Below are 16,142 nucleotides of genomic sequence, written 5' to 3'. Positions count from 1 at the left end.
GGCGGGACGGCCCGCCAGAAGAGGATTCATGTTTAACAAGGTATTGATCGCCAATCGCGGCGAAATCGCCTGCCGCATCATTCGGACCTTAAAGCAATTGGGTGTCGCCAGCGTCGCGGTGTATTCCGAAGCCGACGCCCATGCCCAACACGTGCAACAAGCCGACGAAGCGGTGTGCGTCGGTGGCGCGGCGGCGGCCGACAGCTATTTGCGCGGCGAGCGGATTCTGGAAGCGGCATTGAGCACCGGCGCTGAGGCCATTCATCCCGGCTACGGTTTTCTGAGCGAAAACGCCGAGTTCGCCGAGCAATGCGCCGCGGCCGGCATTGTCTTCATCGGCCCGACGCCGGAACAGTTGCGCCGCTTCGGTTTGAAGCACACCGCTCGCGAGATCGCCCTAGCGTGCGGCGTGCCGTTGCTGCCCGGCACCGGTCTATTGGCGGACATAGAGCAGGCTGTGCAAGCGGCCGCCGCTATCGGCTACCCATTAATGCTGAAAAGCACCGCCGGCGGCGGCGGTATCGGCATGCGCCTGTGCCGTAACGACGCCGAACTGCAAGAGGCCTTTGCCGTGGTGCAGCGCTTGAGTGCGGCGAATTTCAAGGACAGCGGCCTGTATCTGGAGAAATTCATCGAACGCGCCAGCCATATCGAGGTGCAGATTTTCGGCGATGGCGCGGGCCGGGTGATTCATCTTGGCGAGCGCGATTGCTCGGTGCAGCGCCGCAACCAGAAGGTGATCGAGGAAACCCCGGCGCCGGGCCTCAGCGAGGCGACCCGAGCGGCGCTTTACCGGCATGCCCTGGCGCTGGCCGAAGCGGTGAATTACCGTTCCGCCGGCACCGTCGAATTCGTTTACGACCAGGACAGCGGCGAGTTTTATTTCCTGGAGGTCAACACTCGGCTGCAAGTCGAACACGGCGTGACCGAACAAGTCACCGGCACCGACTTGGTCGAGTGGATGCTGCGGCTGGCGGCCGGCGATAGCACGTTTCTGGATCAGTACCGGCACGCGCCACAGGGTTGGGCTATGCAGGTCAGGGTGTACGCCGAAGACCCGAACAAGAACTTCCAGCCATCGGCCGGCCTGTTGACCGATTGCCGTTTTCCGGCCGGCGTCCGGGTCGATCATTGGCTGGAGAACGGCCTGGAGGTCACCCCGAATTACGACCCCTTACTGGCCAAAGTCATCGTCCACGCCGACGACCGCGAACAGGCGCTGGCGCAAATGGACGCGGCCTTGGCCGATACTCGCCTATACGGCATCGAAACCAATCTGGCCTATTTGCGGCAGATCGTCGCCGACGAGGTGTTTCGCAGCGGCCGCCAGATCACCGCTTATCTGGCCGGCTTGGCTTATCGACCGCGCACCCTGGACGTACTGGAAGCCGGCACGCAAAGTATGATTCAGGATTATCCGGGCCGCTTGGGTTATTGGGATGTCGGCGTGCCGCCGTCCGGGCCAATGGATATGCTGGCCTTTCGCTTGGCGAACCGGGTTTTGGGAAACCCGGAACACGCGGCCGGCCTGGAAATGGCCATCAACGGTCCCAGTTTGCGCTTCAATTTCGCTACCCGCATCGTATTGGCCGGCGCGGCGATGAAGGCCGAAATGAACGGCCAGGCCGTCGCATTCTGGCAAGCCATAACAGTGTCCGCCGGCGATGTGTTGAAACTGGGCACTATCGCCGGCCAGGGCTGCCGCGCTTATCTGGCGATCCAAGGCGGCTTCGACGTGCCGGAATATCTGGGCAGCCGCGCCACCTTTACCCTGGGCCAGTTCGGCGGCCACGGCGGCCGGGTGCTAAGGGTCGGCGACGTGTTGCCGGTCGCGGCGGAAACGGCCATGGCCGAGGAAGTCGTGCCGAATTCGGCCGCGCTACCGGTTTATTCCGAGCACTGGCAGATCGGCGTGCTGTACGGTCCACACGGCGCGCCGGATTTCTTTACCGACGAAGACATCGCCGAATTCTTCGCGACCGATTGGGAGGTGCATTACAACTCCAACCGCACCGGTATCCGTCTGATCGGCCCGAAACCGCGCTGGGCCCGTAGCGACGGCGGCGAAGCCGGTTTGCATCCGTCCAACATCCACGACAACGCCTATGCCATCGGCGCGGTGGATTTCACCGGCGATATGCCGGTGATACTGGGGCCGGACGGCCCCAGCCTGGGCGGCTTTGTCTGCCCGGCTACCGTGGTTGCGGCCGAACTTTGGAAGCTGGGCCAATTAAAGCCGGGTAATACCGTGCGATTTATCCGCCTGACCCGCGAACAGGCGGCGAGTCTGGATGCCCAAGTTGAGCGGGCTTTAGCCGATCCGGCCCATGCCGTGTTACCGGAACTGCCGGTAACAGCAAGCTTCGAGGAAAGTTGCATCCTTGCTCAGGTGCCGGCCAATACCGATCAGGTTGCAGTGACCTATCGCCAAGCCGGCGACCGCAATCTGCTGGTCGAATACGGTCCGCTGGTACTCGACATCAATTTGCGCTTTCGAGTACATGCCTTGATGACTTGGCTGCAACAGCGCGGCATACCCGGCATCGTCGACCTGACGCCGGGCATCCGTTCCTTGCAGGTGCATTATGACCGCCGCCTGCCGCTGGACGAATTAATGCGGATCTTGGCGCAAGCCGAAGCCGAACTGCCGGCCATAGGGGACATGGAAGTGCCGACCCGCATCGTCTATCTGCCGCTGTCCTGGGACGACCCATCCACGAAACTGGCGATCGAAAAATACATGCAGTCGGTGCGCAAGGACGCGCCATGGTGCCCAAGCAATATCGAGTTCATCCGCCGCATCAACGGCCTGGACAGTATCGGTCAGGTCAAGGACATCCTGTTCAACGCCAGCTATCTGGTGATGGGTTTGGGCGACGTGTACCTCGGCGCGCCGGTGGCCACGCCGATCGATCCGCGCCACCGCTTGGTGACGACCAAATATAACCCGGCCCGCACCTGGACCCCGGAGAACGCGGTCGGTATCGGCGGCGCGTATATGTGCGTCTATGGCATGGAAGGACCGGGCGGTTACCAATTCGTCGGCCGCACCGTGCCGATGTGGAACCGCTACCGGCAAACTACCGATTTTCGCGACGGCAAGCCTTGGCTGCTGCGTTTTTTCGATCAGATTCGGTTCTTCCCGGTATCCGCCGAGGAATTACTGCGTTACCGGCAGGACGTGATCAGTGGCAAGGCCAAACTGGATATCCGCGAGGAAACCTTTAGTTTGCGCCAGTACAACGACTTTCTGCGCGCACACGCCGACGAGATCAGCGAATGCAAACAACGCCAACAGGCGGCCTTCGACGCCGAACGCGAACGCTGGGAGCAAGCCGGGCAAGTGTATGCGGACGATCAGGCGGTCGCGGCGGCGGCCATCGATACCGAACTGGATTTGCCCGCCGGCGCCCGCGCCGTGGCCAGCCATATCGCCGGCAACGTCTGGCAGGTTTTGGTCCAAGCCGGCGATAGCGTCAAGCAAGGCGACGCCTTGGTGGTGGTTGAATCGATGAAAATGGAATTCCCGGTAACGGCACCGGCAGACGGCACGGTCTGGAAAGTATTTTGCAATGAAGGCGCCCAAATCAGCGCCGGCCAGGATTTGTTGGTGCTGCAGGCCGGGGAGGACGTATGAAGACCTGGACCGAATTGCCCGAGGTACTCAGCATCTCCGACCTCGGCCAAGCTTACCGGGACGGCGCGCTGACGCCGACGGCTCTAGTGGAAATGCTCTGGCAGCGTCTGGAATCCGCGCCGGAGAGCGGCGTCTGGATCAGCCGTTTGCCGTTCGAAGGCATGCTGGCTTACGCCGCGGCGCTAGCGGACCAGTCGCCGGACGACTTGCCCTTGTACGGCATCCCGTTTGCGATCAAAGACAATATCGATTTGGCCGATTTGCCCACCACAGCAGCTTGTCCGGCCTATGCCTACTCGCCGCAGCAGTCGGCTTTCGTGGTGCGGCAATTGATCACCGCCGGGGCGATCCCTGTCGGCAAGACCAATCTGGACCAGTTCGCGACCGGTTTGGTCGGCACCCGCTCGCCCTATGGTGTTTGCCGCAACAGCTTCGATCCGGCTTACATCGCCGGCGGCTCCAGCTCGGGTTCGGCGGTCGCGGTGGCAACCGGTCTGGTCAGCTTTGCGTTGAGCACCGACACCGCCGGCTCAGGCCGGGTGCCGGCCGCGTTCAATAACCTGGTCGGCGTCAAGCCGACGCGGGGCTTGTTAAGCACGTCCGGTGTGGTGCCGGCTTGCCGCAGCCTGGATTGCGTGTCGATCTTCGCGTTGACGGCCGCCGACGCCGAGCAAGTAATGCGGGTCGCCAACGTTTACGACGCAGAAGATGCCTATAACCGTCCCGACCAGCCCTTGCCGGTGCCGCCGGGCTTTGCCGGCCGTTTCCGTTTCGGCATGCCGAAACCGGAGCAACTGCAATTTTTCGGCGACGCCGCCGCCAGCGCATTATTCGCCGAGGCGGTTGCGGAACTGGTAGGGCAAGGCGGCAGCCCCGTCGAAGTGGACATTCAGCCCTTGCTGGATGCCGCCGAGTTGCTCTATGCCGGGCCGTGGCTGGCCGAGCGTTATTTGGTGGCCGGCGAATTGTTGCAAAACCAGCCCGAAGCCTTATTTCCAGTGACGCGCGCCATCATTGCCAACGGCGCCAACTTGTCGGCCGCCGACGCCTGGCGTGCGTTTTACCGCTTGCAGGAATTGAAGGTGCGAAGCGACGCGATCTGGAGCCAAATCGATGTATTGGTGACGCCGACCACCGGCACCATCTACCCGATTGCCGCCGTTGAAGCCGAACCGCTCGAATTGAACAACCGCTTGGGCTATTACACCAATTTCATGAATTTGCTCGACCTCAGCGCCATTGCACTGCCGGCCGGTTTTCGCGGCAATGGCCTGCCGTTCGGCATCACCTTGTGCGCGCCGGCCTTTGCCGACCAGGCTTTGCTGGCCTTGGCGAAACGGCGCGAGCAATCGGTGCCGCATAAGTTGGGCGTCTCCCAAACCTTAAGCACAGAATTTCCCGCAGCGGACAGCGACGACGCGACCGGCTTTGCTCGGGTTGCAGTGTGCGGCGCGCATCTATCCGGCTTGCCGCTGAACCGTCTCTTGACAGGCCGAGGCGGCGTGTTGCTGCAACGGACTCACACCGCGCCGAGCTACCGGCTGTACGCATTGCCGGACGGCAAGCGGCCGGGCATGGTGCGCGACGAAACCGGCGCGGCGATTGCCGTTGAGGTGTGGGCTTTGCCGATTGGCCGTTACGGGGAATTCGTCGCCGAAATCCCGCCACCCTTGGGTATCGGCAGCGTGCAATTGCAGGACGGCACTAGTGTGCAGGGCTTTGTTTGCGAAGCGGCCGCCGTGCGCGAGGCGCTGGACATTACCGATTACGGCGGCTGGCGCGCCTATCTTGCTCGCCCCGACTAAAACAACGGTTTTACTCGTTTAAATTTCCCTAACCCCAACCATTCAAGCCGGATTTTCCGGCTGGCGGGAGCGCTTGCGCCCGAAAAACTTCGACGATTCATTTTTCGACAGGAGAACACCATGCCACACTCATCTTTCCGAACCCGCGAATGGCTGTATGCCGCACCGTTATTGTTGGCGATGTCGCCGTTGCCGGCCGAGGAACGGGCCGGTTTATTGAACGGTTTATCGATGATCAACGATTTGCCCTGGATGAAAGCTGCCGGTTTGCGCGTCCACAGTTGGGCCGATGCCGGTATCGTTTACAACGCCAATGACCCCGGCGACGGCTACAACGGCCCCGTGGTGTTTGCCGACCGCGCCAACGAGTTCAATCTGCACCAACTGGGCGGCGAGTTGATCCGCGACGTCAATACCGGCGGCGACCATTGGGATGTCGGCGGCAAGCTGACCTTGATGTACGGCAGCGATGCCCGCTTCAACACCATCAATCCCTACGGCGGCGGCCATTGGGATAACCGCTTGATCGGTTCCGACGAACGTTTTTACAAACTGGCGATTCCGAACGCTTACCTGGATATTTTTACGCCGATAGGCAAAGGCCTGACCACGCGTATTGGCCGGTTTTACACGATCATGGGTTACGAAACCGGTTTGTCGCCGGACAATTTCTTCTACACCCATCCTTATACCTTCCAGTACGGCGAACCATTTACCCATTTCGGCATGACCACCACCTATCCGGTCCATCAAAATCTCAGCGTGACGCTGGGTGCGGTCACCGGCGGTCATACCAAATTGAACGGCGTGCTCGACGGTAACGGCGCCTGGGACGGTTTCGACAAAAACATGGAAAACTGGAATTTTCTGGGCGGCGCGACCTGGACCAGCGACGACGCGGCAACCTCGTTCACCGCGACGATGATCACCGGCGACGTCAACAGCGACAACAATTTGCGCGAATTCCAGCGCCAGACCGGTATTAATAAGCGCGACAACCGCACGTTTTACAGCCTGGTTCTCCAACATAACTTTGCCGAGCGCTGGCATTACGTGTTGCAACACGACCACGGCATCGAACAACAACACCCGCTGAATAATTTCGCCGACGCCGAATGGTACGGTATCCATTCGCAAATGAAATATGACGTCACCGATACGGTGGGGGTGGGTCTGCGCGGCGAATGGTTTAGGGATGATGACGGCGTTCGGGTCGGCCAAATGTGCCCCAGTTGCGCGGTACTGGCGACCGGGCCAGCCAATTATTATGCGGCGACGCTAGGGGTAAACTGGAAGCCGGCGAAATGGTTGATGCTGCGGCCGGAAGCGCGTTACGACTGGTCGGAAGGTGTTGATGCTTACGACGAACGGAATAAGGACAGCCAATTTATCTTTGGTGCCGATGTGGTGGTTACTTTTTAGGGGCTGTTGCCGTTTTTCAAACAACAGTTAAGCAAACGATGCCACGACGGTTGTTTAAGGACGAATATTGGAAGCCATTCAAAGCCAGCTAGTGATTAACCCGGCCCTTGAGGACATTATCGAAGGGCACGCCGGCCTGGGCTCAGCCCGAACGGTGTAGCCGTGATACATAGAGTCGGGTTAATAGTTTGCCAGCTTGGGCTTGTCGGCCGTTTTTCTGGGTCTGAAACGGCAGTAAACGATAGCCCCCAGCGCCCCCAGGGCATGACCGTAGTAATCGATCTTAAATTGCAGTTGGCCGTTTGCCTTAGATTCTATGCTGTTTCCGAAGGACAACCACACCAAAAACAAGCTGCAGATCAGTACCGCATACAGCCATTCTTTGATGCTCAGACCTTCCTGGTCGGTGAAGTAAGCGGCAGCCAGACCGAATACGCCGCCGGAAAAACCGCAGATCGCGATGGGCTCGGCATAGAACAGGATTGAAGGGATAGAGGACAGGCCGCCTATCAGCAACACCATTAAAAATCGGCCAGAGCCGACTTGTCGTTCGTAAGCCGCAGCGATGCCCAAGCCGGCTACATTGGTCAGGACATGTGGAAAGTTAATGTGGATAAATAAATGTGTGATGGCTTGCAGCGGCCATAAAATCGCCGCTGCCGTAATATTGTTTAATGCCAATAAACGATAAAGCTGTTCATCGACCTCATTAAAACCAAAGTCGCTGGTCACTAGAAAAATACTAAAAAACCACAAACCGGAAAACAACGCCGCCTTAATTTGCTTAAAGTTTTCCAAGAAAGTTAGCGGGGCGTCTTTCAGGCTGCTCGGTGACGGTCTGTAAAACAACAGCAGCGCGGTATAGCTTGTCGTTACGAAAAAAAACAATATCATTTGATGACGGCAATATTGCGTTCGATATGCTTTTGAGTGGCTTCGTCAAGCTTGGCTACTTTTTCCACGCCTTTCAGTTGCGCTTTTATGTAGATATTTCGGCCGTTTTTAAATGTAAATTTCATCGGTCTTTGTAGCATACCCTTGCCGATTTTGACGGTGGCAATTTCATTGAAGTCAAAAAAATCGTCGTTGGCAAATTTCCCCAATAAGTTTAAGCGGTGAAAATGGATGCCTTTTTGCGTTACGGCAATGAAGTACTGCTTCATGCTCAACACAGCGAGCGGGCCGATTATAAAAAACAACCAAAGTTTGAAAGGTTGCTGGGCGATGAAAAATCCGACCAGAGAGTCTCCCGGCATTAAATTTTTCAGAATATGTTCCTTCGCCGCTTCTTTATTCATGAAGATTCCTTTTGGTCAATTATTTAAACATGGGCATTCATTCAACTGATAATCGCCGCGGCCGGTAGCAAAAAGCTTAACGGCTAAACCGAACTGCCGATAAATGTAGTCCAAACACGAAGAGTGTCAACGAATGGGCGGGCGTTTGGCGCAGGATGCGCCCCGCTTCGACAGCTTAGCCCGAAGCGAGTACCCGTGTTAAATAGGGCCGGGTTAATCATTAATCCACCAGCGGCAAAATCAAATAGTCGGTCCATTTGCGGTCACCATCGGCTTCATCTTCAGTGGGAACCAAGGTTTCATTCCAGCCGCCGCCCAGCGCTTTGACCAGTAGCACGGAGGCCGACAAACGCTGCCCGAGCAATTGCACAGCGGTTTGTTGATTGGACAGCGCAGCGGTTTGTGCCGTTATCACGTTGATGTAGCTGACTGTGCCGGCCTGATATTGATTGTTGGTCAGGGCCAAGGCCTGTTTCGCAGCCGCGACGGCTTTGTCTTGCACTTGGGTTTCTTCATCCAGGATACGCAAGGCGGCCAGGTTGTCTTCCACCTCTTGAAAACCGGTCAGCACGGTTTGCCGGTAGCCGGCCACGCTGGCGTCGTAGGCGTCTATCGCTTGCTTGTACTGGGCATTCTTGGCGCCGCCGTCGAATAAAGTTAAGGCTAAACCGGCTGGCCCCAAAGACCAATAACGTCTGGCAATCGTGAATAAAGTGTCGGCAGTCGTCGATTGAAAACCATTGGTCGAGGCCAGATTCAAAGTAGGGTAGTAAGCCGCTTTGGCGACACCGATTTGCGCATTAGCGGCGGCAATTTTCCGTTCGGCGGCGGCGATGTCCGGTCGGCGTTCCAGCAATTCAGAGGGCAGACTGACCGGAATGCCTGGCGGTTGCGCGCTTAAAGGTGCCGGCGCCAGCGACAACTCGGCAGGGGTTTTGCCGATCAGCACCGCGATAGCGTGTTCCAGCTTGGCGCGCTGCACGCCCAGGTCTATGGACTGGGCGCGCACGGTTTCCAGTTGCGTTTCCGCCTGCACCACATCGGCCTTGGCCACCACACCCACCGCATAGCGGTTTTTGGTGATCTCCAGGGTTTTTGTAAAAGCCGTCACTGTTTCATCCAATAAGGCTTTTTGTGCGTCCAGGGTTTTCATTTGAAAGTAACTGTCCGCCAACGCCGATTGGCTGGATAGTATCAAGGCGTGCAAGGTCGCGGCGCTGGCCTGGGCGTTGCTGGTGTTGGTTTCCACTTGGCGGCGCACGCTGCCCCACAAATCCGGCTCCCAGGCCACGCCAACCGCCTGACCAAACAGGTTGCGCACGCCACCCACGGCCACGTTCTGGCCGGTGGCGGCGCGGAAGCGGTTGAAGGTGCCGGTCAGCGTTGCCACCGGCAGCAGGGACGATTGCACCGATTGCACCAGATGCTGGGCTTGCCGGTATTGCGCTTCGGCCTGGACGATGGACTGGTTGGCGGCGGCCACCTGTTCTTCCAGTTCGTTCAGTTTGGGATCGTTGAAAATCTCCCACCATTTGCCGGGCAAGCCGGTATCGCGCGGCTGGGCTTGTTTCCAGCCTTTCACTTCTTTAAATTCCTCGGAGATATTGGCTTGTGGGCGCACGTAATCCGGGCCTACCGTACAGGCAGCCAAGGGCAAGGTCAGTAAGGAAGCAATCAACGCTGGGCTTGTTCTTAAACGCATGACTATCGGTTTAGATGGAATGTGGCGCCGGGCTGGCGGCGCGGTTGGAAAAACGGCTGTGCATCCACAGCCGGAACCGGTCGAGGTACACATAAACGACCGGTGTAGTGTACAAAGTCAAAAGCTGGCTGAAAATCAGGCCGCCGACGATGGAAATCCCCAAGGGCTGGCGCAATTCCGCGCCGTAACCGCTGCCCAAGGCCAACGGCAGGGCGCCGAACAGCGCGGCCAGCGTGGTCATCAGGATCGGCCGGAAGCGCAGCATGCAGGCTTGAAAGATCGCTTCCCGCGAATCCAGCTCGCGCTCGCGCTCGGCCAGCAGCGCAAAGTCTATCATCATGATCGCATTTTTCTTGACGATGCCGATCAGCAAAATTACGCCGATCAGCGCAATGATGCTGAACTCCTTGTCGCAAGCCATCAAGGCCAGCAAGGCGCCGACGCCGGCCGAGGGCAGGGTGGATAGTATCGTCAAAGGATGTATCAGGCTTTCATACAGCACACCCAGCACGATGTAAATGCTGATCAGAGCGGCCAAAACCAGCCAGGGCTGATTGCGCAAGGCTTCCTGAAATGCTTTGCCCGAGCCTTGAAAGCTGCCGGTAATGGCAGCCGGCAGGCCGATGTCACGCAACGCTTGGTTTATTGCAGCATCAGCAGTGGACATCGAAATGCCGGGTTTTAAATTAAACGATAATTCGGTCACGGCAAACTGGCCTTGATGATGCACCGATAGCGGCGCATTGCTGGGCGCGAAGCCGGCCAGCGCCGACAGCGGTACTTGCTTGGGCTGCGCCGGTGTGCCGTCGGTGCCCGCCCGGCCGGGTGCGCTGATATACAGTTGTTTCAGGCTATCCGGCGATTGCCAATATTGCGGCGCCAGTTCCATCACCACCCGGTATTGATTCAGCGGATTATAAATCACCGACACCTGACGCTGCCCGAAGGCGCTGTTCAGGCTATTGTCGATCAAGGCCTGGCTGACGCAGTAACGCGCGGCCAGATCGCGGTTGACGGTCAGGCCGATTTGTTCGCCCTTGTCCTGTTGGCTTGTGCTGACGTCGCTTAATTCCGGCAGCCGGGCCAAGGCGGCTTGTACCTTGGGCGTCCACTCCCGCAATAGATCAAGATCGTCGGCCTGCAAAGTGTAATCCAGCATGCCAAACGACATGCGTCCGCCAATCCGCAGCTCCTGGGCTGGAAACATATGCAAACTGGCGCCGGGAACCCGGCCCGCAGCTTTGCGCAAGCGTTCCATCACCACCTCGACGCCGTCGCGCTGTTCGTGCGGAATTAACGTGATGAAAATCCGCGCGCTGTTGCTGCTTTGCGAACTGCCGGCAAAACCGGCGACATTGGCGACTGCCGGGTCCTTTTGTAATATGTCCGAGATTTGCGCGAACTGTTTTTGCAGGGTTTGGAACGAAGTGTTTTGATCGGTCTGAATTTCGCCCAGCAAGCGGCCGCCGTCCTGGGTCGGGAAAAAGCCTTTGTCGATGGCGCCGTATAAATAAATATTTAAAGCGATGGTCGCCAGCAACAAAGTCAGCATGATGCGGTCGTGGCGCAAGGCCCAGCTCAGGCTGATCCGGTAGATGTTTTGTATCCAATCGAAAGCTGCGCCGATGCCGTGATAGACGGCGCCATGCTCTTTGGATTCCTTGCCCAGCCAGCGCGCGCACAGCATGGGGGTGGTAGTCAACGAAATCAGCAAAGAAACCAGTACCGCCGCCGACAAAGTCACCGCAAATTCCCGAAACAACCGGCCCGGAACGCCGCCCATCAGTAAAATCGGCAGGAATACCGCCACCAGCGACGCGCTCATTGCCAATACGGTGAAGCCCACTTCCTTGGCGGCCAACAGCGCCGCACGGAACGGTGGTACGCCTTCCTCGATATGCCGGTTGGTGTTTTCCACCACCACAATCGCATCGTCCACCACAAACCCAGTGGCGATGGTCAAAGCCATCAAAGTCAGGTTGTTGATGCTAAAGCCGCACAAATAAATCACCGCGCAAGACCCCAGTAGGGAGGCCGGTACCGCGACGATTGGCACCGCCGCCGAGCGGGGATTGCGCAGGAACACCAGCACCACCAGAATCACCAGCAACACGGCGACGAACAAGCCGTGTTCGACTTCGGTGATTGATGCGCGGATGGATAAGGATCTATCCACCACTACCGAGAGTTCGATATTGCTGGGCAAGGCTGCGCGCAATTGCGGTAGTACGGCCAGCACCTGATCGACAGTCTGAATGACGTTGGCCAAGGGTTGCTTGCGGATGATCAGCAGTACCGAAGGCTTGCCATTTTTGGCACCGGTGTTGCGTAAATCCTCCACCGAATCGACCGCTTCGCCCAGATCGGCAATCGTCACCGGCGCGCCATTGCGATAAGCCACAATTAACGGCAGATATTCCTCTGCTTTACGGGCCTGGTCGTTGGCTTGAATCTGCCAGCGGGTGTTGGCGCTTTCCAGTACGCCCTTGGGCCGGGTGACGTTGGTTTGGGCGATGGTGTTACGTACGTCTTCCAAGCCAATGCCGTATTTACTCAGCGCGTTGGGATTCAGTTCCACACGCACCGCTGGCAGCGCCGCGCCGCCGATCTGTACCTGGCCGATGCCGGGGATTTGCGAAATTTTTTGCAGCAAAATCGTCGACGCCGAGTCGTACATCTGGCCGCGCGTGAAACTGTCCGAGGTCAGCGCCAGGATCAGAATCGGCGAGTCCGACGGGTTGTCGCGCCGGTAGCTGGGCCGGTTGGGCATATTACTGGGCAACATGCTGGCGGCGGCGTTGATCGCGGCCTGCACGTCGCGGCAGGCGCCGTCGATGTCGCGGTTTAAATCAAATTGCAGCGTTATCTGTGTCGAGCCTTGCGAGCTGCTGGAGGTCATTTCCGTAACGCCGGCGATCCGGCCCAGCGCGCGTTCCAGCGGCGTGGCGACCGTCGCGGCCATCGTCTCGGCGCTGGCGCCGGGTATCTGCGCCTGCACCGATACGGTCGGAAAGTCCACTTGCGGCAGCGAGGAGATAGGCAGATTCAAAAACGCCAACACGCCGCACAAGGCAATAGCTGTCGTCAATAAGGTAGTTGCGACCGGGCGGCGGATGAATAATTCGGATAGGTTCATGGCTGGCTTGGGTCCTGTTCCACCGGTTCGACTTGATTCAATCCCAGGCCGGCGTTAACCCGGCGTGCCAGTCTGTCCATGGCCAGATAAATTACCGGCGTGGTGTACAGCGTTAACAATTGGCTAAGTAGCAAGCCGCCGACCATCGTGATACCCAGCGGATGGCGCAGCTCCGAGCCAACGCCGTTGCCCAGCATCAACGGCAAGGCACCCAATAGCGCCGCCAAGGTGGTCATCAGAATAGGTCGAAAGCGTAACAAACAAGCCTGAAAAATGGCTTGCTCGGGCGGCAGGTGTTCCTTGCGTTCGGCTTCCAGCGCAAAGTCGATCATCATGATCGCGTTCTTCTTGACGATGCCGATCAACAAAATGATGCCGATGATGCCGATGATGCCCAGGTCGCCGCCGGAGACTTGCAAAGCCAGCAACGCGCCGACGCCGGCTGAGGGCAGGGTGGACAAGATCGTGATAGGGTGAATGTAGCTTTCATAGAGCACGCCCAGCACGATATAGACCGTGACGATGGCGGCCAGAATCAGCCACAGCGTATTGCCCAGCGAGGCCTTGAAGGCTTGCGCGGCGCCCTGGTATTCGCTGCGGATAGCCAGCGGCAATTCGATCTCGGTTTTGGCGGCATCGACGGCGGCGACCGCATCGCCCAGCGCATAACCGGGCGCCAGATTGAACGACACCGTCGTCACCGGGAATTGATCCAGATGGCTGATCGCCAGCGTGGTGGGCCGCTCGGACAATTCGGCGATGGCCGACAACGGTACTTGCGTGCCGTTGCTGGAGGGCACACGCAATTCGTTCAAGGCTTGCGGACCGGTCTGCTCGGTCGGATCTACTTCCAATACCACCCGGTACTGATTGGCCTGGGTGAAGATGGTCGATACTAGGCGCTGGCCATAAGCACTGTATAAAGCATTGTCGACCGCTGCAGTGCTGACCCCCAGCCGGCTGGCGGTGGCGCGGTCGATCTTCACAAACACTTGGCGGCCATGGTCCTGCACGTCGCTGACCACATCCGCAAACTCCGGCCGGCCTTGCAAGGCGTTTACCAGCTTGCCGGTCCAGCGGTTCAAATCGTCGATGTCGGCGCCTTCCAGGGTAAATTGGTATTGGGTGCGGCTGACCCGGTTTTCCATCGTCAAATCCTGCACCGCTTGCAAATACAACACGCTGCCGGGCGGCGATGCGGCCAAACGGGTTTTCAAGCGGGCGATAATCGCGTTAGCCGGCGGCCGTTGCTCGTGCGGTTTTAAATTGATCAAAAATCGGCCGCTATTGGGCGTGGTGTTGATGCCATCGACCCCGATGAATGAGGACAGGTTTTCCACGGCCGGATCTGCCAATATCAGCTTAGCCAGTTTTTGCTGTTGCTCGGCCATGGCCGGAAACGACACGTTTTGCGGAGCTTCGGAAAAGCCCTGAATGATGCCGGTGTCCTGGCTGGGGAAAAAGCCTTTCGGTATCCAGACATACATCGCCGCGGTCAATGCCACAGTCACAAAAAACACCAGCAAGGTCGCCGTTTGCCTTTGCATTACCCAATTCAGGCTGCGGCCGTAGGTCTTGATTAAACGGCCGAACCAGTCGTCGCCGATTTCGTCTTCATTAGGGTTACCGCTGCCGGGGCGCAGCAGTTTGGCGCACATCATCGGCGTCACGGTCAAGGACACCACCGCTGAAATCAAGATCGCCACCGCCAGCGTAATCGCAAATTCCCGAAACAGCCGGCCCACCACGTCGGACATGAACAGCAGTGGAATCAATACCGCCACCAGTGAAAAAGTCAGCGAGATAATGGTAAAGCCGATCTGCGCCGAACCTTTCAATGCGGCTTGTAGCGGCGCTTCGCCGCGTTCGATATGGCGGGAAATGTTTTCGATGACGACGATGGCGTCGTCGACTACGAAGCCGGTGGCGATGGTCAAGGCCATCAGGGTTAAATTGTTGATGCTGAAATCGGCCAGATACATTGCCGCAAACGTGCCCACTAAAGACAACGGCACGGCAATGCCAGGAATGATGGTGGCCGGGATATTGCGCAAAAATAGGAAGATCACCATCACTACCAGCGCTACCGCCAACAATAGCTCGAATTGCACGTCGTGCACCGAGGCGCGAATGGTGACGGTGCGGTCTGTTAATGGCGTGACTTCTATGCCGGGCGGCAGCGAGGCTTGCAGTTTGGGCAGCAATTCTTGAATCCTATCCACCACCTCGATGACATTGGCGCCGGGCTGACGCTGGATGTTAACGATGACCGCCGCGTTGTCGTTAGCCCAGGCGGCCAGGCGCACGTTTTCGGCGCCATCGACCACCTCCGCAACATCAGCCAGTTTGACCGGCGCGGCGTTTTTGTAAGCAACCACCAACTCACGGTATTCGGCCGGTGAACGCAATTGATCGTTGCTGTCTATCGTCGCGGCGCGGGTTGGGCCGTTGATTGAGCCTTTGGGTTGGTTGACGTTGGCGGCGGCAATCGCGCTGCGCAGGTCTTCCAGGCTAATGCCGTAAGCGGCCAGCGCTTTGTGGTTGGCTTGGATGCGCACCGCCGGCCGTTGGCCGCCGCTGATGCTGACCATGCCGACGCCGGGTAGTTGAGCGATTTTTTGCGCCAGCCGGGTATCGACCAAATCTTCTACCTTAAATAGGGGCAGCGATTTGGCGCTGACCGCCAGCGTCATGATCGGCGTATCGGCTGGATTCACCTTGCTGTAAACCGGCGCTTGCGGCAAATCGTCGGGCAAAAAGTTGGCGGCGGCGTTGATCGCGGCTTGCACGGTTTGTTCGGCAACGTCCAGGTCCAAGTGCAAATTAAACTGTAAGGTAATCACCGACGCGCCGCCCGAGCTGGTGGAACTCATTTGCGTCAAGCCGGGCATTTGCCCGAACTGGCGTTCCAGCGGCGCGGTGACGATGGAAGTCATCACTTCTGGGCTGGCGCCGGGATACAGCGTGGTGACCTGGATGGTCGGATAATCGACCTGCGGCAGCGCCGAGACCGGCAATAGCCGATAAGCCAGTATGCCCACCAACAATAAAGCCACCATCAACAAGGAGGTGGCTACCGGCCGCAGGATGAATAGGCGCGAAGGATTGAAACCGGCCTTGCCCGGATCGCTGAGACTCATGA

Annotated in this window: 8 protein-coding genes; 3 read left to right on the top strand and 5 right to left on the bottom strand. The window is 58.4% G+C overall.

Going from position 1 to position 16,142, the window contains the following annotated elements; genetic code table 11:
• Positions 1-28 precede the first annotated feature (28 nt).
• From uca to EBB_RS21145, 3 genes are all read left to right on the top strand, one after another.
• Positions 29-3,637: an urea carboxylase gene (gene uca, locus EBB_RS21155; protein ID WP_192395690.1), complete on the top strand. Its 3,609-nt coding sequence runs from the start codon at positions 29-31 to the stop codon at positions 3,635-3,637.
• The gene (gene atzF / locus EBB_RS21150) at positions 3,634-5,442 is read left to right on the top strand and encodes an allophanate hydrolase (protein ID WP_192395689.1); all 1,809 of its coding nucleotides are present in this window, start codon (positions 3,634-3,636) and stop codon (positions 5,440-5,442) included. Before uca ends, atzF begins: the two co-directional genes overlap by 4 nt.
• A gap of 120 nt (positions 5,443-5,562) precedes the next feature.
• The gene (locus EBB_RS21145; RefSeq protein WP_192395688.1) at positions 5,563-6,864 is read left to right on the top strand and encodes a porin; all 1,302 of its coding nucleotides are present in this window, start codon (positions 5,563-5,565) and stop codon (positions 6,862-6,864) included.
• Between the two features lie 180 nt (positions 6,865-7,044).
• Here EBB_RS21145 and EBB_RS21140 read toward each other — a convergent pair whose 3' ends face one another.
• From EBB_RS21140 to EBB_RS21120, 5 genes are all read right to left on the bottom strand, one after another.
• Positions 7,045-7,758 (bottom strand): rhomboid family intramembrane serine protease, encoded by a 714-nt coding sequence (locus EBB_RS21140; protein ID WP_192395687.1) that lies wholly within the window; start codon positions 7,756-7,758, stop codon positions 7,045-7,047.
• Positions 7,755-8,162 carry a hypothetical protein gene (locus tag EBB_RS21135; RefSeq protein ID WP_192395686.1) on the bottom strand — a complete coding sequence of 136 codons (408 nt, stop codon included), beginning with the start codon at positions 8,160-8,162 and terminating at the stop codon, positions 7,755-7,757. Before EBB_RS21135 ends, EBB_RS21140 begins: the two co-directional genes overlap by 4 nt.
• A 220-nt stretch (positions 8,163-8,382) precedes the next feature.
• Entirely contained in the window at positions 8,383-9,864 is a 1,482-nt protein-coding gene (locus EBB_RS21130) for an efflux transporter outer membrane subunit (RefSeq protein WP_192395685.1), read from the bottom strand.
• Between the two features lie 10 nt (positions 9,865-9,874).
• Complete coding sequence (locus EBB_RS21125; RefSeq protein WP_192395684.1) at positions 9,875-13,000, bottom strand: efflux RND transporter permease subunit; 3,126 nt, start codon at positions 12,998-13,000, stop codon at positions 9,875-9,877.
• Positions 12,997-16,140, bottom strand: a complete 3,144-nt coding sequence (locus EBB_RS21120; protein WP_192395683.1) for an MdtB/MuxB family multidrug efflux RND transporter permease subunit — start codon at positions 16,138-16,140, stop codon at positions 12,997-12,999. Before EBB_RS21120 ends, EBB_RS21125 begins: the two co-directional genes overlap by 4 nt.
• Between the last annotated feature and the right edge of the window lie 2 nt (positions 16,141-16,142).

This window comes from Methylomonas fluvii, from assembly GCF_014850975.1.
Taxonomy (GTDB): domain Bacteria; phylum Pseudomonadota; class Gammaproteobacteria; order Methylococcales; family Methylomonadaceae; genus Methylomonas; species Methylomonas fluvii.
This window is presented reverse-complemented; position numbering and strand designations above follow the sequence as displayed.

Bases quoted from the DNA above. Each gene is read 5' to 3' on its own strand.
- EBB_RS21125 (WP_192395684.1), bottom strand. From the start codon at position 13,000: ATGAACCTATCCGAATTATTCATCCGCCGCCCGGTCGCAACTACCTTA.
- atzF (WP_192395689.1), top strand. From the start codon at position 3,634: ATGAAGACCTGGACCGAATTGCCCGAGGTACTCAGCATCTCCGACCTC.
- EBB_RS21130 (WP_192395685.1), bottom strand. From the start codon at position 9,864: ATGCGTTTAAGAACAAGCCCAGCGTTGATTGCTTCCTTACTGACCTTG.
- EBB_RS21135 (WP_192395686.1), bottom strand. From the start codon at position 8,162: ATGAATAAAGAAGCGGCGAAGGAACATATTCTGAAAAATTTAATGCCG.
- EBB_RS21140 (WP_192395687.1), bottom strand. From the start codon at position 7,758: ATGATATTGTTTTTTTTCGTAACGACAAGCTATACCGCGCTGCTGTTG.
- EBB_RS21145 (WP_192395688.1), top strand. From the start codon at position 5,563: ATGCCACACTCATCTTTCCGAACCCGCGAATGGCTGTATGCCGCACCG.
- EBB_RS21120 (WP_192395683.1), bottom strand. From the start codon at position 16,140: ATGAGTCTCAGCGATCCGGGCAAGGCCGGTTTCAATCCTTCGCGCCTA.
- uca (WP_192395690.1), top strand. From the start codon at position 29: ATGTTTAACAAGGTATTGATCGCCAATCGCGGCGAAATCGCCTGCCGC.